Origin of the sequence: Thiocapsa sp., assembly GCF_018399035.1 — a bacterium.
In the GTDB taxonomy this organism is placed as follows: domain Bacteria; phylum Pseudomonadota; class Gammaproteobacteria; order Chromatiales; family Chromatiaceae; genus Thiocapsa.
Genome location: NZ_CP073760.1, coordinates 2,360,986 through 2,379,049 on the forward strand (window position 1 = coordinate 2,360,986; position 18,064 = coordinate 2,379,049).

Sequence of the window (18,064 nt, forward strand, 5' to 3'; positions counted from 1 at the left end):
AGACGCCTCGCCCGCCTTTGCACAGCCTGGCGAGGCGGGGCGAGGCCAATGCCTCAGGGCATGTGGTCAAGACCGATCTTCGATCCGGCTCGGGTGTTGGCCTCTCCGGGGCGAAGAGCCAGCGGGAGAATCACCACAAGCGTGCCGATGAGGAAAAGGATCTCGAGGGCATAGACGACATCGTATCCCAACGCTGGCCAGGCCAAGTCTTCTCCGAAGACACCTCGGTTCGCCATCGCCATGACAAGGTCACGCAGGATGCCGCCGGCAACGAATGCAAGACCCATTGCGGTCGCCTGAACAGCGCCCCATGCGCCGAGCGCCAAACCGCTGAACCCGCCCTCGGCGAGTGCCATTGCGGCGGTCAAGGTTGCCACCATGAAGAGCCCGCCACCGAAACCGATCAACCCGGCACCGGTTCGATACAGCCAGACTGCATCGAGTGGGGCGGACAGGATCACCGCGATAAAGGCGAAGATCCCGATCAGGGCGCCGACCGCCGCAATCCGATAGGGCTCGCTGCCCCGTCCCATCAGGTGCGCGGCAAGCACGAAGGCGAGCAATGATCCGGCGGCCCAGATGGCATTGAGCGTGGTCGTCTGGGAGACGCTCAGCCCGAGGATCTGACCGCCGTAAGGCTCGAGCAGGATGTCCTGCATCGTGAAGCCGACTGTCCCGAGACCCACCACCACCAGCAGTCGGCTCGCGCGTCCGCCACGGGTGAAGTTCCGCCAGGTCTCCATGAACGGCGGGCGCGGCACAGGATTGGCCGCGCGCTGCCTGTCCATCGCCTCCTGCTTCCAAAGGGCAACGACGTTCAGAACGATCGTCGCCAAGGCCACGCCCTGAGTGACCTGAATCAGCAGCTCGTTGCTGAAGTTCGTGAGCAGATATCCGAACAAGAGCGAGCTTCCCGCCCAAGCGGCCAGGAGGGTGACGTACAGCAAGGCCACCACGCGAGGGCGTTTCTCCGGCGGCGCGAGATCGGTGGCAAGCGCCAAACCCGCGGTTTGCGTCGTGTGGAGTCCGGCACCGACCAACAGGAAGGCCAGCGCAGCGGCCAACTGACCGAAAACGTTGAACTGGTTATTGACATCGGCGAGCAGCAGCAGGGCGAACGGCAACATCGCGAATCCGCCGAACTGCATCATGCTTCCGAGCCAGATGTAGGGGATTCGGCGCAGTCCGAATGCGGAGTGGTGGTAATCGGATCGATGGCCGATCAGCGCACGCAGCGGCGCGAAAATCAACGGCAGCGCAAGCATGAGACCGACCAGCGACGCGGGCACGGCAAGCTCGACGACCATGACCCGATTCAGGGTTCCTTGCAGCAGCACCATGGCCATGCCGACCGAGACCTGAAACAGCGACAAGCGCAGGATTCGGCGCAGCGGAAAATCAGCAGACGACACATCGGAAAAAGGCAGTATCCGAGGCAGCAGCTCGCGCCAGGCTTGCGCCCAGGTATCGTCTTTACGACTCATGCCGGGATCAGCTCCACAGGTGAATTAGGCTCGGAAACAAGAGCGATACCTTAAAGGGGCCGGATTATCGCACTCGGGGCTTCAATGATCCACCACGCCCGGATCAGGACCGAAAGGCGGTATACCCGATCACGTACGGCGCGACTAGGCACGGAATCATCCATCCTGAAAATATATCCTTTTAAACCGAGTCCCGGCTAAGGGTTTTAAATGCACCAAACGTCGAGCTCACTCGCTAATAGGCATCTCGCTCTGGACGCGGTTTAGGCCCCGATGACGACCGAAAAGACCGGGTGTCAGGTCTCTTTGGCGTCCGTCCCTGGACAATCGATTCAGTGTCCAGGGACGGCTGGGACCGGATGGATCATGCCACCCCGACCGGATGCATCTGCGACTGGAGGTAGTTCTCGAGCCCCACACGCTCGATCAATCCGAGTTGTTGCTCGAGCCAGTCGGCGTGGTCCTCCTCGGTGTCTCTGAGGAGTTGCAGCAGAACGGTCCGGGTCTGGAAGTCTTTATGCTGCTCGCAACAGACGATGGCCTCCTTCAACGCGGCTGCAACCTCGTATTCGACCTGGAGATCGTTGGCCAACATCTCCGGGACGCTCGCGCCGACACGAAGCCCGTCGCGCTGGCTGAGATCCGGCGTCGCCTCCAGGAACAGCATGCGCCGGATCAACATCGAGGCGTGCTCCTTCTCCTCCGTCGCCTCGTGCTCGATACGCGCGAACAGCTTGGCGAAACCCCAGTCCTCGTACATGAGCGAGTGGATGAAATACTGATCGATCGCTGCCAGCTCGTTGGAGAGCAGACGCTGAAGATGCGCGATCACTTCGGGGTTACCTTTCATAGTTGGGTCTCCGGGGCTGCTGTGGTCAGATCGCCGACTCGAGATAGTTCGGCAGCCCGATGCTCTCGATCAGTGAAAGCTGGGTCTCGATCCAGTCGATCCGCTCTTCGCTCGACTCCTGGATCTCTTCGAGGTGATGCCTGCTGACGAAGTCGCCCTGCTGCTCGCAGTGGACAATCGCCGCGGAGAGGGCCTCGCGATAACGCAGTTCCATCGTGAGATCGCCTCTGAGGATCTCGGGGACATCCTCGCCGATCAGAAGCTTCCCGAGATCTTGGAGGTTGGGCAGACCTTCGAGGAACAGCACGCGCTCGACGACCTTATCGGCCTCCTTCATGGCCGCGATCGAGGCGTGGTAGACCCGCGCCTCCAAGGTTTTGAAACCCCAGTTGCCGAGCATCCTTGCATGCAGGAAGTATTGGTTGATCGCGGTGAGTGCTTCCTTGAGCACCGCGTTGTGATGCTGGTTGATGGAGGGTTGCGTCTTCATCGGGCCTCGGACTGTCGAAAAGAATAGAAGGGATGCTGCAAAGACACCTTGACATAAATACGAATCATTCTTATCGTTTCAATCAAGTCAAGCCGATCTCAGGGTTCGCATCATGTTCGTGTGTATCTGCCATGCCGTTACCGAACGCCAGATCATCGCCGCAGCAGAGCGCGGGGCATCCCGGCTTGCCGACCTCAGGAAGGAGCTGGGGGTACCCGGAAACTGCGGTCGATGCGGTGTCTGTGCCAAGGAGATCCTGCGGCAGGTGGCCGACGGCCGGCAGTTCTCGGAGACCCCGCAGGTCGCCTGCTCCTGATCCTGGCGCGTCAGCGCAATCCATCCTAAGGGAGCATCTCATGTCAATGCTTCAAAGGGTCGGAGCCTCCTGGCATCGACTCGGCAACCGGCTCCACAAGACCTTTCTGCGTTTCGCTCGCTCCAAAGCGCAGAGTCGTCGGCAACAACGCTGGTCGATGATGAAGCGGTTTATCGCCGACACGGCGCGCTGACCCGAGGACCACCGGATCCGCGGAGGGAGCCGGTTACTGCTTCACCTTTGCAGAGTGATGCCGAAGCACGTCCATTCAAGGGGTGGCGACCCGGCGGGGCCGGGTCGATCGAAGACGACACAGGCGGTTTGGCGTCGGCAACCTCGCCGCCGCCTGCAGGATGCGGCCCGAGCCGCCCGCCGAGGGTCGAGAGTGCCGATCGGCACCGGCGCGGCCCGGGCCGCGCCGGTTATCGGATCCATCCCACCTGTTCACCGAGACGGCAAGGGAAAGCCGATGCGTCTTACTCGTCGTAACCTTTGGCCGGCAGTGCGGAAAGGTCCGGCCGCGGTGTCTCGGACGTCTCGACCGGAAGGATCGGATACTCGACCTTCGGCTGCTCTCCGGTCAACGCGTGCAGGAAGGCGACGATCCGAGCCGCCTCTTCGTCGGAGATCTCGGTCCCGAGCTGTGCGGTCCCCATCAGGGCGACGGCCGCACCCAGATCCCACACCGCACCCGAATGAAAGTAGGGCGCGGTCAGGGCGATGTTGCGGAGCGGCGCGGCACGGAAGACGTACTCGTCGGACGCGGTCTTGGTGACCTCGAAGCGGCCCTTGTCGTCCGGCGGGAGGATGTCGGCGCCGGGCCTCGTGATCAGGCCGAACGGGAAGTAGTCCTGACCACCGAAGTTGACGCCCGCGTGGCAGGCACTGCAGCCCTTTTCGATGTAGAGATCCAGACCCTGCTTCTGCTCGTCCGTCATGGCCGCATCGTTGCCTTCGATCCAGTCATCGAAGGGCGATCCGGGCGTCACCAGGGTCACCTCGAAGGCCTCGATCGCCTTGGCCATGTTGTCGAAGGTCACCGGATCCGGCTCGTTCGGGAACGCCTTGGTAAAGCGCTCCACATACTCGGGCATGCTCTTGAGCGTGACGACGACGTTTTCCGGCTTGTTCGCCATCTCCACGCCCGCCTGAATCGGTCCTTTGGCCTGCTCCTTGAGATCCTCCGCGCGACCGTCCCAGAACTGCGCGACGTTGAACACGGCATTGAGCACGGTCGGGGAGTTGCGCGGCCCCGTTTGCCAACCATGGCCGACGGACGTCGGGAGGTTGTCGTCGCCGCCCATGCCGAGGTTGTGACAGGTGTTGCAGCTGATGACCCCGCTGGCCGAAAGCCGGGGATCGAAGAACAGCATGCGACCGAGCTCGATCTTCTCGCGCGTGACGGGATTGCCGGCCACCTCGGGCACGCCGGCCGGGATCGGCAGCAGTCCGGCGGACTTGGCCTTGTCGCGCAGAGCGGAGTCATCTGCAGCGGCCAGGGTTGCAGCGAGCCCCACCGAGACGGCCAAGGCGATCATTCGCTTCTTCATCGTGTTCTCCTCTTTGGTGTCCTCTTTTCTCCAAGGAAGCGCAGTCGTCGCGGATCGAAACCCGCGCGCGTTCGCGCCATGTCAGGAACGAGTCTAACCTTGCCGCGGGAAAGGACAAGCAAGAAAACGCTGCGGACGTCGGCGTAACCCGACTCACCTCGGCATCGAAATCGCGATATCATTTCAGGGTTGCGAAGCCAAATCGTAACATTGCCGATGTGCGCTTTCAGCATGCTGTTCGGCCCTGGGTTCGAACTGAAACAGCTCGTCTTCCGAGGATTCAGGTCATGCCGCCCCCAACCCCCAGGTTCGCCGCCGCGTGCGATCTCTGCTCGGCAGCGCGCGATCCGGCCATGCCCATGCCGTCCGAGCACCCGTGAGATATTCAAGCAACATCCTCATTCCGATTCTGATCGCCCTCTTGACGGTTGCTGCGTGGGCCTTGCTCAACCGGCCGGCGGACGAGCCGCCTTGGCCGAATCGCATCCAGGGCTTCTCGTTCGCACCGATGCGTGCGCACAACGATCCGGCGTTTCAGAACTTCCCGACCACCGAGGAGATCGACGAAGACCTGGCCCTTTTGCAGGGAACCGTCCATGCCTTACGCACCTACTCGGTCGAAAGCACACTCTCCGCGATCCCGCGCTTGGCCGCGGCGCGCGGCCTGAATGTCACGCTCGGCGCTTGGATCGGACCCGATCCGGACGTCAACGAATCCGAGCTCGCACGCTTGGGCGAGATCCTGAGTAAAGGTTACCGGAACTTGGTGCGCGTCATGGTCGGCAACGAGGCGATCCTGCGCGAGGACGTTTCGGTCTCCGAGCTCACCGAATATCTCGACCGGGTCCGCAAGATGACCTGGCTACCTGTGAGCACGGCCGAACCCTGGCATGTCTGGCTGAAATATCCGGAGCTTGCGGATCATGTGGACTTCATCACCGTCCACCTGCTGCCCTATTGGGAAGGTGTCCCCGTCGAGCAGGCCGTGGCCTATGCGGTCAGCCGCTACGACGAGGTCAAGAAAGCCTTTCCGAACAAAGAGGTCATCATCGGGGAGGTCGGCTGGCCGAGCAATGGCCGGCGCAATCGGGGTGCCGAGGCGTCGGTGACGAATCAAACGCGGTTCCTGCGCCGTTTTCTTGCGCACGCCGAGCAAGCGGGCTACGTCTACTACGTCATGGAGGCATTCGACCAGACCTGGAAGACCAAGCTCGAAGGGGCGACCGGTGCCTACTGGGGCGTCTACAACACCGACCGCGAGCCCAAGTTCGTCTTCACCCAACCCGTCGTACGCATCCCGCACTGGCAGGAGCTTGCCGGACTCTCGGTCGTCATGGCTGTCTTGCTTCTGGCGTTTCTCTACCGCGACAGCGCAAGTCTGTCGAGCAAGGGCAAAGGCTTCCTCGCGCTGGTGATGTACGGCATCTCGACCGCAGCGGTCTGGATCGTCTACGACTACACGCGGCTCTATATGACGCCGGCCACGGCCATCGTCGGCATCCTGCTCCTCGTCGGCGGGGTCGGCGTCATCGTCCTGATCATGGCCGAGACGCACGAATGGGCCGAGGCGCTGTGGCTGCGCCGGTGGCGACGGCCGTTCCCCTTGCGCGCGGTGCCCGACGAGGATCTTCCGGTCGTCTCCGTCCACGTGCCCGCCTACAACGAGCCGCCCGAGCTCTTGATCGAGACGCTGGACGCCTTGGCGGCGTTGGACTATCCGGGCTACGAGGTCTTGGTCATCGACAACAATACCAAGGACCCCGCCGTCTGGCAGCCGGTCGAGGCGCATTGCCGTCGGCTCAACGACACGGTCGGCGAGCGCTTCCGGTTCTTCCATGTGGATCCGCTCGCGGGCTATAAGGCCGGCGCACTGAACTATGCACTGCGCGAGACCGACCCGCGCGCCGAAGTCATCGCCGTCATCGACGCGGACTATATCGTGCAGCCGCTCTGGTTGAGACACCTGGTACCCGCCTTCCAAGACCCCGAGGTCGCCATCGTGCAGGCCCCGCAGGATTACCGCGACGCCGATCAGAACGCCTTCAAGGCGATGTGCATGGCCGAGTATCGGGGCTTTTTCCACATCGGCATGGTCACCCGCAACGAGCGCAACGCCATCATCCAGCACGGCACCATGACCATGATTCGCCGCCCGACACTCGACGCCGTCGGCGGCTGGGCCGAGTGGTGCATTACGGAAGACGCCGAGCTTGGACTGCGTGTCTTCGAGGAAGGTCACAAGGCGCTCTACATCCCCTGCACCTACGGGCGCGGCCTGATGCCGGACACCTTCGCCGACTTCAAGAAACAGCGGTATCGCTGGGCCTACGGCGCAGTGCGCACCCTCAAGCACCATCGCCGCGAGCTGCTGGGGATCCGCAAGACCACCCTCTCGGCGGGCCAGCGCTATCACTTCGTCGCCGGCTGGCTGCCGTGGTTCGCGGACGGCTTCAACCTCCTGTTCAACTTCGCGGCACTCGCCTGGTCCGTGGCCATGGTGATGTTTCCGCTCCAGGTGACGCCGCCCTACATGACCGTCGCCTTGGTACCCTTGGTCTTGTTCGGCTTCAAGATGTCGAAGAGTTTCCTGCTCTATCGGCGTCGGGTCACAGCGACCCTGCGTCAAAGCTTCGCCGCCGGCCTGGCCGGGCTGGCCCTCTCGCACACGATCGCCCGCGCCATGTTCGGCGGTTTCGTCTCGGGAAGGCTCGGCTTCTTCAGAACCCCGAAGCTCGCGCAGGCACCGGCCTTCATCCGCGCACTGGCCGATGCACGCGAAGAGGGTCTTTTCGTCATCGCCTTCTGGCTCGCGGCCGGCCTGATCATGCTCCGCGACGACGCCTTCATGCTGGATGTCCGGGTCTGGGTCGCTGTTTTAATCGTTCAGTCGATTCCGTATCTGGCCGCCGTCGCGGTGTCGTTGATCAGCGCGGCCAAGACATTGCCGGCGAGCCTGGTCGGGCCGATGCCGGTGATGACGGGCGAGGGATCGACAGCGCGTGTCGAGCAGGGCCCGTAGGGCGAACGTTTGCGGCGGGGGCTTGGCGGGTTTGATGGGTAAGGTGAGTTCCGGGGAACTCCATATCCGTAGTCAGTTGTGCTGACGATAGGGAGCACAACTTACGCCGGCGGATGGTTGTGCCTCGCGAGACCCGGCACGACCGACAACGAAAAATTCTGCGCGGGTTTGCTCAAGACTGACGGCATCAGGGACCCGATGCCTTCCAGGCACTCGCTGTCGGGATGACGATTCCCGGAAATCACCTTAAACCGCGTCCAGAGCGACATGCGTCGTTTTCATTGTGCGCATGGCTTCGGCGATATCCTCGATCCCAGTGAGACGCGGTTTAAAATTTAATATTTTTTAATACTTTAAACCGCGCCGGCTCCAGCGGTTCTGAAATCCGCCGGGGCCGATCCCATCCAAAAACATCGCATACCGCACTGGGCGCGGTTTAGCTTTCACCCCTCACCCCTCACCCCTCACCCCTCACCGTAGACCGTGATCCGACGGAGACCCGGGTTTTCCCGATATAGGGTTTACCCTATACGTGATTTCCCCTATACTGCCCGCCAGGTTATCAACTGACCGGCATCCAAAGCGCCGCCCGTGGCGCCCGCCGGCCGATTGCAGAAACGGTCCTGCTTATGAACAAAACGCTCATCTTCGCCTCGCTCGGGGTGTTTCTTCTCGTCTCGGGCCCGAATGCCGAGGCACGCGTCAAGCCGGGGCATGCTCAAAAGGGCATCGCCTCCTACTACCACGACAGCCTCCATGGTCGGAAGACCGCAAGCGGCGCGATCTACAACAAGAACATCCCCAGCGCAGCACACAAGACCCTCCCCCTCGGCAGCAAGGTCCGGGTGACGGACACCAAGACCGGCAAGAGCATCGTCGTCAAGGTCAACGACCGCGGCCCCTTCGTGAAAGGCCGGATCATCGATCTTTCCCGCAGCGCCGCACGCGAGCTGGGGATGATCAAGAAGGGTCTGGCAAAGGTCGAGGTCGAGGTCTTGAGCGTTCCGAAGGCGCGCGGCTCCTGATCCGACCTCATCCATCCCCCTTCACTCCCATCGAAACATCCAGGCCGCGAGGGTCAGGAAGAGGAGTGCGAGACCGGCCAGCATGCCGATCTGGGGAAGCACCTGAAGCACACCGGCGCCGTCGATCATGACGGCCCGCGCACCTTCCACGACATGGGTCAGCGGCAAGAACCGGGACAGGATCTGGGCCGCGCCGCTGGCCCCCTCCATCGAGAACCACACCCCCGAGAGCAGCAGCATCGGCCAGGAGATGAGGTTGAGCAGGCCGTCCGCGACCTCCTCCGTGCGCAGGCGTGACGAGACGATCAGTCCGAGGCTGATCAAACAGAGCGCACCGGCCACATAGACCAGCAGCAGCGCAAGGTAGGAGCCGTGCATCGGGAAGTCCAGCAACAGACTGGCCCCGATATAGACCACCAGGCTCGCCCCCAGAACCACCAGCAAACGCGAGAACACCTGGGCGGTGAGAAACTCCCACGGACTCAGCGGCGTTGCCTTCAGGCGACGCAGCACGCCGTTCTTGCGGTAGCGCACGATCACCCAGCCGACACCCCAGAGACTGGAAAACATGATGTTCATCGCCAGCACGCCGGGCAGCACCCAGTCGACATAGCGCAGGGCGGCACCGCTGACGCTCACCCGCTCCGGAATCACACCCGCTGTCTCGCCCTGACCGCCAGCCCCGCCTGAACCGAGCAAGAGACGCTCGACCAGATAGCCGTTGGCCGAATCCGAATTCACCCAATAGCGCGGTGTCTCGCTCGGGTCCACCAAGAGGTCCAGCTGATGGCGCTCCACCTTCCCGATCGCCGCCGTCGAATCCGTGACCGGGATAAACTGGACATGGCGGGTCTGCAGGAAGGGGAAGGTCGCGACCGGTAATTCGGCGCCGTCCGCGATGACGCCGACCTTGAAGACGTCTCGCGACGCGTCGGTGAAGATGAAGGCAAAGGCCAGCACCATCATAATCGGCATCAGGATGTTCCATGACAGGCCGGCCCGATCACGATAGAACTCGCGGTTACGCGCGACGAGGATGGTCAGGATACGGCGCCACATGAGATGTTCCGGGTGTTTGGACGAGAATCCGCAGGATCGAGGCCGTACGATCGAGACCGAGGGATCGAGCAAGCCCGAACCCCACGGACCTAAACGGCGTCCAGTGCGAGACGCGCATTCTAGGAGTGAGATCGACAATTGGTGTATCCACGACCCTTGGCGGGGATGCGATTTATAATAATATATTTTTCAATATCTTAAACCGCGCATACTCCAGCGGTCGTGAAGTCTGCCCAGGCCGATCCCATCCCGAAAAACATCGCGTACCGCGCCCGGCGCGGTTTAAGAGCGCAGATCATGCCCGGTCAGTTTCAGAAAGAGGTCTTCCAAATTCGGCGTCGCCACCCGCAGATCCGTCAGATCGGCCCCGACGCGCTCGATCTCGGCCAACATCGGCGGGACCTCCTCGGCAAAAAGCTCGATGGTCCCGTCGCGCCGCTCGGCCGTCGGCGGAAGTGCAGCCCCGACGGGCCATGCAGACTCGGGCAGGCGAATCACGGTGGCCGGGAAATGATCCCGAACCAGACGCGCAGGCTGACCCTCGGCGATGATCCGCCCGTGATCAACGATCGCAATCCGATCGCAGAGCCGCTCGGCCTCTTCCATATAATGCGTGGTCAAGACGATGGTCTTGCCGCGCCGACGCACCGTCTCGATCAGACCCCAGAAGTTACGTCTGGACTGCGGATCCAGACCGGTCGTCGGCTCGTCGAGAAACACCAGGTCCGGGTCGTTGACCAAGGCGATGGCCAACAGCAGTCGCTGACGCTGACCGCCCGAGAGCTTGCGCGTGTCCCGATCCAGGATCTCCGCAAGATTGCAGAGCCGGATCAGCTCCTCGCGGTCCGCGGTGCGCCGGTAGAGGGTCGCAAACATGGCGAGCGACTCGCGCACCGTCTGAAAGTCCTGCAGCGCGGTCGCCTGAAACTGGATGCCGACCGATTCGCGGTAGGCACGGTCGAGCGGCCGGCCACGATAAAGCACGGTGCCCGAGGTCGGGGTCTGGATCCCCTCCAGCATCTCCAAGGTCGTCGTCTTCCCGGCCCCGTTCGGACCCAAGAGCCCGAAACACTGACCGGCTTCGACACGAAAACCGATACCATCCACGGCGCGCACACCAGGATAGAGCCGGACGAGATCATGGGCTTCGAGCAGGATAGTCACAGCGGGGGAGTATACGCGCTTCGTTCCGAGCACGACGGGACGAGCCCGGACGGGGTCCGATACTCCGCCCAATACTCCGCGAGCCCGAATACACTGCCGACAACCATCGCCGGCTCGCTCTGGACCAACGCCCTCGCCGCCCTAATCTCCGTCCTCATGCTCACTGCCTGCGCCTCCCCGAACATCGTCGAATCCCCTGACCCGGACACCGGGTCGCCCGCCCTCGGCGTCGACCATGCACGGATGGACGACGGCTATCGTCTGCCCCTGCGCGTCTGGACCGGCGCCTCGGCGCCGAGAATAATTGTGCTCGGGCTGCACGGCTTCAACGACTACGCGAACGCCTTCGCCCCCCTGGGCCGCGAGCTTGCCGCTGCGGGCATCACCACCTACGCGGTCGACCAGCGCGGTTTCGGCACCGCCGCCTTGCCCGGGCGCTGGCACGGCAGTGACCGGCTTGCCGCGGATCTGCGCAACCTGGTCGATCTGCTGCGTGCGCGCCATCCCGATGCCCGTCTCTATGTCGCCGGCGAGAGCATGGGCGGTGCCGTCGTCCTGACCGCAACGGCACAGGGGCCGCTGCCGGTCGACGGCCTCATCCTGATCGCCCCCGCCGTCTGGTCGCGCGACACCATGCCCTGGTATCAACGCCTCGCCCTGGACGGCGCCGTGCGCACACTGCCCTGGCTGAAGCTGACCGGCGAAGGCATCCGTCTCAGCCCGTCCGACCATATCGAGATGCTGCAGGCGATGGGCAAGGATCCGCTCGTCATCAAGGCGACCCGGGTCGATGCCCTCTGGGGGATCACCGACCTGATGGACCGGGCGCAAGCCACAGCGGGCCGACTGCAGACCCCTGCCCTGCTGCTCTACGGAGAGCAGGACGAGATCATCCCCAAAAATGCCTTTTGCCGGTTCCTGGCGAAACTACCCGTCAAGGATCCGGGTCTGACGTTCGTTCTCTACGAGCACGGCTGGCACATGCTCCCGCGCGACCGCCAAGGGGCACGGGTGCGCACCGACATCGCCGCCTGGCTGGCGGATCCCGATGCCCCGCTGCCGTCGGGCGAGGAAACATCGCCGCATGGGCCGAGGGCGAGCGCATTTTGTGCGGCAAGCCGCGGTAGGTTGCGCTGACGATAGGAAGCGCAGCGCCGCCCGCAGGGAAGTTGTGCCTCGCTCGGCTCGGCACAACCTACGGCGGACAAGATGACGGTACTGACACAAGCCGTGCCGGGGACATATCATCACCGGCCAAATCGACACACGATCATATCGAATCACCACCTCACTCATCCCGACCGGAGATCCAGCATGGCCTTCACCCGTCGTCGCTTTACCCAAACGATGATCGGCGCCCTCGGTGCCGCAATGCTCCCGCTGCATACCGCCGCCGCCAACCTGGTCGAGGGTCGCGACTGGCGCGCGGTCTCGCCGCCGCAGCCCGGAGCGGCTCCCGACAAGATCGATGTCCTCGAATTCTTCTCCTACGGCTGCCCGCATTGCATGGATCTGAACCTGGTCATCAAGCCCTGGGCCGCCAAGCTGCCGGAGGACGTCACCTTCCGCCAGGTCCCGGTGACCTTCGGTCGGGCCGCCTGGACCAACCTCGCCCGACTCTTCTATGCGCTGGAATACAGCGGCGACCTGGATCGACTCAACCAAGAGGTCTTCGTCGCACTGCATCACGACCGGACCAAGCTCTTCACCGAGAAGGACGTGTTCGCCTGGGTCGCGAGCAAGGGCGTGGACGTCGCGACCTTCGAGCCCTTGTTCAATTCGTTCGCGGTCGAGACTCAGATCAAACGCAGCGACACCCTCGTCGAGCGCTATCGTGTCGATGCCGTGCCCATGATCACCGTCGGCGGTCGGTACATCGTGCTCGGTCAGCAGGCCAAAGGCTTTCCGGACATGCTCGCCGTCGCCGATGACCTGATCGTCATGGCACGCGCGCAGACGGCCGCGACTTGACCGAGCCGACGATCTCCGCCGGTGAGCACCGCGCGTCCGAGCCCGACCCGCCGGCGGACATGACGGATCCCGGCGAGGCCGTCGGCGCCGAGCGCGTCTCCACCGGTCTCGACGGACTGGATCGCGTCCTCGACGGCCTGCGCATCGGCGACAACGTCGTCTGGCGGATCGACGACATCGAGGACTACCGCGGCTTCGTCGACGCCTTCGTCGCCCAAGCCGTCGCGGGCGAGCGCTCCATCATCTATCTGCGCTTCGGCCGACATGCGCCGCTGGTCGCGCCGGGGCCGGGGATCAAGATCGTCTCGATCGACGCCCTGCGCGGTTTCGAGGCATTTACCTGCCATGTCCACCGCTTGATCACGGACTACGGCCGCGGCGCCTTCTACGTCTTCGACTGTCTCTCCGATCTGCTCTCGGCCTGGGCTACCGACTTGATGGTCGGCAACCTCTTCCAGGTCATCTGCCCCTATCTCTATCGGCTCGACACCGTCGCCTATTTCGGTCTTCTCTCGCGCAGCCACTGCTACACCACCATGGCGCGCATCCGCGAGACCACGCAGGTCCTGATCGATGTCAGACGCGCCGAGACCGGCTGTTACGTGCAACCCGTCAAGGTGTGGCAGCGCCACTCCCCGACCATGTTCTTGCCGCACATCCACCGGGGCGAGGCATTCTTTCCGGTGGTCGACAGCAGCGACGCAACCCGGCTTCATGCGGATCTCGAACGCCGTAAAGGCGAGACCACGCAGCGCCAGCTCGACTACTGGGACCGACTCTTTCTCGATGCCGCCGAGGTCCTGAACCACGACGCCGACGGCGAGCGACGCCGCGCGGTGCTCGAGCAGCTCTATCAGGTCCTGATCAGCCGCGACGAGCGCATCATCGCCCTTGCGCGCCGCTATCTCGGCCTGCAGGACCTCCTCGAGATCCGGGCACGCATGATCGGCAGCGGCTATATCGGCGGCAAGGCGGTCGGGATGCTGCTGGCGCGCAGCATCCTGTTGCAGGACGACCCCGAGCGCTGGGAGCGTCATCTCGAGCCGCATGACTCCTTCTTTCTCGGGTCCGACGTCTATTACTCCTACCTGGTGCACAACGGCTGGTGGCCCAGGATCATGCGCCAGCGCACCGAGGCAGGCTATTTCACCGAGGCCCAGTCGCTGCGCGAGGACATGCTGCGCGGCCGGCTTCCGGAAGAAGTCCGCTCGGAGCTCGAGCGGATGCTCGATTATTTCGGGCAGTATCCGATCCTGGTGCGCTCGAGCAGCCTGCTCGAAGACGGCTTCGGCAACGCCTTCGCCGGCAAATACGAGAGCCTCTTCCTCGTCAACCAAGGCTCGCCCGAGCAACGGCTAGCCCAGCTCGAAGAGGCGATCTGCCGCGTCTTCGCCAGCACCATGAGCGAGGACGCCCTCACCTACCGCCGCCAACGCGGGTTGGCCGACCTCGAAGAGCCGATGGCGCTGCTCCTGCAACGCGTCTGCGGGCGCTATCACGGGCGCTACTACTTCCCGGATGCTGCCGGTGTGGGCGTGTCGCGCAACACCTTCGTCTGGGAAGAGTCCATGGACCCGACCGCCGGCATGGTCCGTCTGGTGATGGGTCTCGGCACCCGCGCGGTCGACCGCATCGAGGGCGATCACGCCTGCGTAGTGGCCTTGGATCAGCCCCACAAACGCCCCTTCCGCGATCGCGACGACGCCGTGCGCTTCTCCCAGCACGACATCGACGTACTCGACATCTCGGAAAACCGGTTACGCTCGCTCGCCGTGAGACACCTGACGAGCGACCCTGAGCTGCCGCTGCGCTGGTGCGCCGAGCTCGACCGCGAGGCGACGCAGCGCGCGCGCGAGCGCACCGGCGGCAACCCCGTCTGGCGCCTGACCTTCACACCGCTCCTGCGCGAGACCCCGTTCGTCGAGCTGATGCAGCGCCTGCTCCGGACCCTGGAATCCGCCTACGCCTACCCGATCGACGTCGAATTCACCCTGCATCTCGCCGACGACGGCACACCCTCGTTCAGTCTCGTCCAGTGCCGACCGCTGCAGACCCTCGGTCTCAACCAACGCGTCGAGCTCCCGGGCGAGGTGCCGAGCCGGCGGCTCTTCTTCGCGACCGACGGCCATTTCATGGGCGGCAACATCGACCAGCCGATCGCCCGCATCATCCATGTCGACGGCCCGCGCTACAGCGCCCTGACCACGGTGCAGAAGTTCGCCGTCGCCCGCCTGGTCGGACAGCTCAACCGCCGCATCGCCGATCGCGACGACTGCCCCACCCTGCTGATCGGCCCCGGCCGCTGGGGCACCAGCTCACCCGAGCTCGGCGTGCCGATCCGCTTCTCGGACATCAGCCGGGTCGCCGTCATCGCCGAGGTCGCCGAGCTCGGCGACGGCATGGTGCCGGATCTATCCTTCGGCTCGCACTTCTTCCAGGATCTCGTCGAATCCCAGATCGCCTACGTCGCCCTCTTCCCGCACCTCGGCGAGGCCAGCTACAACCCCGCCTGGCTGAGCGCCCTGCCGGCATCCACTCGACTGCCGCTCGACCTTGAAGATCCGCCGGACGACGCCGTCGCGGCGGCCCTCACCTGGCTCGATGTCCGCGACACCGGTCTGCGCCTGGTGGCGGATGTCTTGTGTCAGCGGTTGGTGTGTTATCAGGCGGCGGGGTGAGGGCCGCGCTCGGCGGCACCACCTTGCCGCCGATCCTTTGACACTGGCTCCAGCTCGAAATGCCTCTCACGGAGACACGGAAGGCATGGAGAATCCGAGATCTGTCCTTATGTGCACAGCCGGGGAGACGTCGATCGGGTCAATCTCGATCCAGCGCTCGGGACGGAGATCAAGAAGACGTCAGGGGTCTTTAACCTAGAAAGAGCAGTTGACCGCTTCGTGCACCGTGCAACCTACGGAGTAAACAGACGTTTGGCGCATCCGGTTGGGTCACCCGCTGGGTGATGCCGCTGCGGCGGTCATGGCACGCCCCGCGCGGCGGCTGGATCTAACCGAAACCGATTAGGGACGCTCACCATGACCGCCTTCATACTCGACACCCTGGCCTACGCGGACGCCCTCAAGGCGGGCGGTTTCAGCGCCCAGCAAGCCGAGACTCAAGCGCGCGCTCTTGCCGAAATCCTGGGTCGGCAAATGGCGACCAAGGCGGAGGTTGCCGAACACGAAAGCAACCTGCAACGCGACATCGAGTCCTTACGGGTTGAACTGAAACGCGACATCCGAGAAACGGAGCTGAAGCTCGAAGCCAAGCTCGCCGAGACCAAAGCAGACCTGACCCGCTGGGTCGTCGGCGTGGGCGTCCTGCAGACGACCATCGTAGTCGGTGTCTTGTTGAAGGTGGCGAAACTGATTTAACCCACCCGAGCGCCCGCGCGCGGCATGCAGGCCGCCCGGGACGCCCGGTGGACCAAACTCGATTAGACCAACCCCAACGCCGCCATCGCGTGGCCGACCTTCAGGAAGCCGGCGATGTTCGCGCCGACCACGTAGTTGCCCTTCGAGTCGAACTCCTCGCTGGTCTCGTAGCAGTTGCGATGGATGTTCACCATGATCTCTTTCAGGCGCTGCTCGGTGTGCTCGAAGCTCCATGAGTCGCGGCTGGCGTTCTGCTGCATCTCCAAGGCGCTGGTGGCCACGCCGCCGGCATTGGCCGCCTTGCCGGGTCCGAAGGCGACGCCGGCGTCCATGAGGACGTGGATCCCCTCGGGTGTGGTCGGCATGTTGGCGCCTTCGGCGACCGCGATACAGCCGTTCTTGACCAACATCCGGGCATCCTTCGCGGTCAGCTCGTTCTGCGTTGCGCAGGGCAGCGCCACTTGGCAAGGCACGTTCCAGATACAGCTGTCCTCCAGATAGGTCGCGCCGGTCTTCTCCTGAACGTAGGCGCTGAGACGCCGACGCTCGACCTCCTTGATCTGCTTGAGCAGGGCCAGATCGATCCCGTCATGGTCGACCACGACGCCGTTGGAGTCCGAGCAGGCAATGACCTTTGCACCGAGCGCCTGCGCCTTTTCGATGGCGTAGATGGCGACGTTGCCCGAGCCCGAGACCACGCAGGTCTTGCCCTCGATCGAGTCGCCGCGGACCTTGAGCATCTCCTCGAGGAAGAAGATCGCCCCGTAACCCGTTGCCTCCGTGCGCGCACGGCTGCCGCCCCAAGTCAGGCCCTTGCCGGTCAAGACGCCCGACTCGTAGCGATTGGTGATGCGCTTGTACTGGCCGAAGAGATAGCCGATCTCGCGCCCACCGACACCGATATCGCCCGCCGGTACGTCGGTATGCTCGCCGATGTGGCGGTAGAGCTCGGTCATGAGGCTCTGGCAGAAACGCATGATCTCGGCGTCGGACTTGCCCTTGGGGTCGAAGTCGCTGCCGCCCTTGCCGCCGCCGATCGGCAGACCGGTGAGTGCGTTCTTGAAGATCTGCTCGAAACCGAGGAACTTGATGATCCCCAGATAGACCGAGGGGTGGAAGCGCATGCCGCCCTTGTAGGGACCGAGCGCACTGTTGAACTCCACCCGGAAGGCGCGGTTGATCTGGATCTGACCGCGGTCGTCCTGCCAGGGCACGCGGAAGATGATCTGACGCTCCGGCTCGCAGATGCGCTGGATGATCTTCTGATCCGCCAGTTCCGGATACTTGACCAGCACCGGGCCGAGGGTCTCGAGCACCTCTCGCACGGCTTGGTGAAACTCGGTCTCGCCCGGATTGCGGCGCAAGACATCCTGAAAGATCGGCTCCAGCTTCTCGTCGAGGCCTGCAACCATGGTGAATACCTCCAAAACCGCTCCGGCCGGCCGATCGACCGGCAGGCGGTTGACATCAGTGATGGGGACCCTGGGTTCGGAGGCATCTTTAGCATCGCGGCTCCTAAACCAGCGCCCGGGAAGACCGGCTCGGCCGGCCAAACACGCCACAAGCAGGTCGCGCGCAAGACGCGTCAAACCCCGGGCGACCCGCAATCATGCCTGAGTCGGTGCGGCCGGCGCTAGTTTTAGGGGCTGCCAAGTGGTGGTCACCTCGGCGAGACGCGCCAGCGACCATGACCTAAGTCATCTGGTCAACGGTGATCCCGAGCGCTGCGGCGAGCTTGGCCTTGGTTGCCTTACGGGCCTTG

The 18,064-nt window shown here is 63.7% G+C and carries 15 protein-coding genes; 8 read left to right on the top strand and 7 right to left on the bottom strand.

Annotated features, from left to right (window positions below):
- Window positions 1–53: 53 nt before the first annotated feature.
- The 3 genes from KFB96_RS10770 to bfr (KFB96_RS10780) form a co-directional block, all read right to left on the bottom strand.
- Window positions 54–1,484 carry a BCD family MFS transporter gene (locus KFB96_RS10770; RefSeq protein ID WP_213461701.1) on the bottom strand — a complete coding sequence of 477 codons (1,431 nt, stop codon included), beginning with the start codon at window positions 1,482–1,484 and terminating at the stop codon, window positions 54–56.
- A gap of 364 nt (window positions 1,485–1,848) precedes the next feature.
- The gene (gene bfr / locus KFB96_RS10775) at window positions 1,849–2,334 is read right to left on the bottom strand and encodes a bacterioferritin (protein ID WP_213461699.1); all 486 of its coding nucleotides are present in this window, start codon (window positions 2,332–2,334) and stop codon (window positions 1,849–1,851) included.
- A 25-nt stretch (window positions 2,335–2,359) separates the two neighbouring features.
- Window positions 2,360–2,824: a bacterioferritin gene (bfr, locus tag KFB96_RS10780; RefSeq protein ID WP_213461697.1), complete on the bottom strand. Its 465-nt coding sequence runs from the start codon at window positions 2,822–2,824 to the stop codon at window positions 2,360–2,362.
- Window positions 2,825–2,936: 112 nt separating this feature from the next.
- Between bfr (KFB96_RS10780) and KFB96_RS10785 the strand changes: the two genes are divergently transcribed.
- The gene (locus KFB96_RS10785; RefSeq protein ID WP_213461695.1) at window positions 2,937–3,140 is read left to right on the top strand and encodes a (2Fe-2S)-binding protein; all 204 of its coding nucleotides are present in this window, start codon (window positions 2,937–2,939) and stop codon (window positions 3,138–3,140) included.
- Window positions 3,141–3,180: 40 nt separating this feature from the next.
- Window positions 3,181–3,333 (top strand): hypothetical protein, encoded by a 153-nt coding sequence (locus tag KFB96_RS10790; RefSeq protein WP_213461693.1) that lies wholly within the window; start codon window positions 3,181–3,183, stop codon window positions 3,331–3,333.
- A gap of 283 nt (window positions 3,334–3,616) precedes the next feature.
- Here KFB96_RS10790 and KFB96_RS10795 read toward each other — a convergent pair whose 3' ends face one another.
- A complete protein-coding gene (locus KFB96_RS10795; protein WP_213461687.1) occupies window positions 3,617–4,690 on the bottom strand; it encodes a cytochrome-c peroxidase in 1,074 nt (357 codons plus the stop codon).
- A gap of 376 nt (window positions 4,691–5,066) precedes the next feature.
- Here KFB96_RS10795 and KFB96_RS10800 point away from each other — a divergent pair, with 376 nt between their 5' ends.
- Both KFB96_RS10800 and KFB96_RS10805 read left to right on the top strand, forming a co-directional pair.
- Window positions 5,067–7,709, top strand: coding sequence for a glycosyltransferase (locus tag KFB96_RS10800; protein WP_213461685.1), 2,643 nt, complete (start codon window positions 5,067–5,069; stop codon window positions 7,707–7,709).
- 629 nt (window positions 7,710–8,338) lie between these two features.
- Window positions 8,339–8,734, top strand: a complete 396-nt coding sequence (locus tag KFB96_RS10805) for a septal ring lytic transglycosylase RlpA family protein (protein WP_213461684.1) — start codon at window positions 8,339–8,341, stop codon at window positions 8,732–8,734.
- A 21-nt stretch (window positions 8,735–8,755) separates the two neighbouring features.
- On the opposite strand, the gene KFB96_RS10810 is transcribed toward KFB96_RS10805, so the two are convergent.
- Window positions 8,756–9,793, bottom strand: a complete 1,038-nt coding sequence (locus tag KFB96_RS10810; protein ID WP_213461682.1) for an ABC transporter permease — start codon at window positions 9,791–9,793, stop codon at window positions 8,756–8,758.
- Between the two features lie 282 nt (window positions 9,794–10,075).
- Window positions 10,076–10,957 carry an ABC transporter ATP-binding protein gene (locus tag KFB96_RS10815; RefSeq protein WP_213461680.1) on the bottom strand — a complete coding sequence of 294 codons (882 nt, stop codon included), beginning with the start codon at window positions 10,955–10,957 and terminating at the stop codon, window positions 10,076–10,078.
- 156 nt (window positions 10,958–11,113) lie between these two features.
- Here KFB96_RS10815 and KFB96_RS10820 point away from each other — a divergent pair, with 156 nt between their 5' ends.
- The 4 genes from KFB96_RS10820 to KFB96_RS10835 all read left to right on the top strand — a co-directional run bounded on the left by KFB96_RS10820 (window position 11,114) and on the right by KFB96_RS10835 (window position 16,302).
- Entirely contained in the window at window positions 11,114–12,094 is a 981-nt protein-coding gene (locus KFB96_RS10820) for an alpha/beta hydrolase (RefSeq protein WP_213462857.1), read from the top strand.
- Window positions 12,095–12,271: 177 nt separating this feature from the next.
- On the top strand, window positions 12,272–12,928 hold the full coding sequence (locus tag KFB96_RS10825) for a thiol:disulfide interchange protein DsbA/DsbL (RefSeq protein ID WP_213461678.1): 657 nt from the start codon (window positions 12,272–12,274) through the stop codon (window positions 12,926–12,928).
- Between the two features lie 59 nt (window positions 12,929–12,987).
- On the top strand, window positions 12,988–15,606 hold the full coding sequence (locus tag KFB96_RS10830; protein ID WP_213462856.1) for a PEP/pyruvate-binding domain-containing protein: 2,619 nt from the start codon (window positions 12,988–12,990) through the stop codon (window positions 15,604–15,606).
- A 357-nt stretch (window positions 15,607–15,963) separates the two neighbouring features.
- Window positions 15,964–16,302 carry a hypothetical protein gene (locus KFB96_RS10835; protein ID WP_213461676.1) on the top strand — a complete coding sequence of 113 codons (339 nt, stop codon included), beginning with the start codon at window positions 15,964–15,966 and terminating at the stop codon, window positions 16,300–16,302.
- Window positions 16,303–16,364: 62 nt separating this feature from the next.
- Here KFB96_RS10835 and gdhA read toward each other — a convergent pair whose 3' ends face one another.
- Window positions 16,365–17,714: an NADP-specific glutamate dehydrogenase gene (gene gdhA, locus KFB96_RS10840; RefSeq protein WP_213461674.1), complete on the bottom strand. Its 1,350-nt coding sequence runs from the start codon at window positions 17,712–17,714 to the stop codon at window positions 16,365–16,367.
- Window positions 17,715–18,064: the final 350 nt, after the last annotated feature.

Coding starts and splice junctions, on each gene's coding strand:
- KFB96_RS10770 (WP_213461701.1), bottom strand. CDS start 1,484: ATGAGTCGTAAAGACGATACCTGGGCGCAAGCCTGGCGCGAGCTGCTG.
- bfr (WP_213461699.1), bottom strand. CDS start 2,334: ATGAAAGGTAACCCCGAAGTGATCGCGCATCTTCAGCGTCTGCTCTCC.
- bfr (WP_213461697.1), bottom strand. CDS start 2,824: ATGAAGACGCAACCCTCCATCAACCAGCATCACAACGCGGTGCTCAAG.
- KFB96_RS10785 (WP_213461695.1), top strand. CDS start 2,937: ATGTTCGTGTGTATCTGCCATGCCGTTACCGAACGCCAGATCATCGCC.
- KFB96_RS10790 (WP_213461693.1), top strand. CDS start 3,181: ATGTCAATGCTTCAAAGGGTCGGAGCCTCCTGGCATCGACTCGGCAAC.
- KFB96_RS10795 (WP_213461687.1), bottom strand. CDS start 4,690: ATGAAGAAGCGAATGATCGCCTTGGCCGTCTCGGTGGGGCTCGCTGCA.
- KFB96_RS10805 (WP_213461684.1), top strand. CDS start 8,339: ATGAACAAAACGCTCATCTTCGCCTCGCTCGGGGTGTTTCTTCTCGTC.
- KFB96_RS10810 (WP_213461682.1), bottom strand. CDS start 9,793: ATGTGGCGCCGTATCCTGACCATCCTCGTCGCGCGTAACCGCGAGTTC.
- KFB96_RS10820 (WP_213462857.1), top strand. CDS start 11,114: ATGCTCACTGCCTGCGCCTCCCCGAACATCGTCGAATCCCCTGACCCG.
- KFB96_RS10825 (WP_213461678.1), top strand. CDS start 12,272: ATGGCCTTCACCCGTCGTCGCTTTACCCAAACGATGATCGGCGCCCTC.
- KFB96_RS10830 (WP_213462856.1), top strand. CDS start 12,988: ATGACGGATCCCGGCGAGGCCGTCGGCGCCGAGCGCGTCTCCACCGGT.
- KFB96_RS10835 (WP_213461676.1), top strand. CDS start 15,964: ATGACCGCCTTCATACTCGACACCCTGGCCTACGCGGACGCCCTCAAG.
- gdhA (WP_213461674.1), bottom strand. CDS start 17,714: ATGGTTGCAGGCCTCGACGAGAAGCTGGAGCCGATCTTTCAGGATGTC.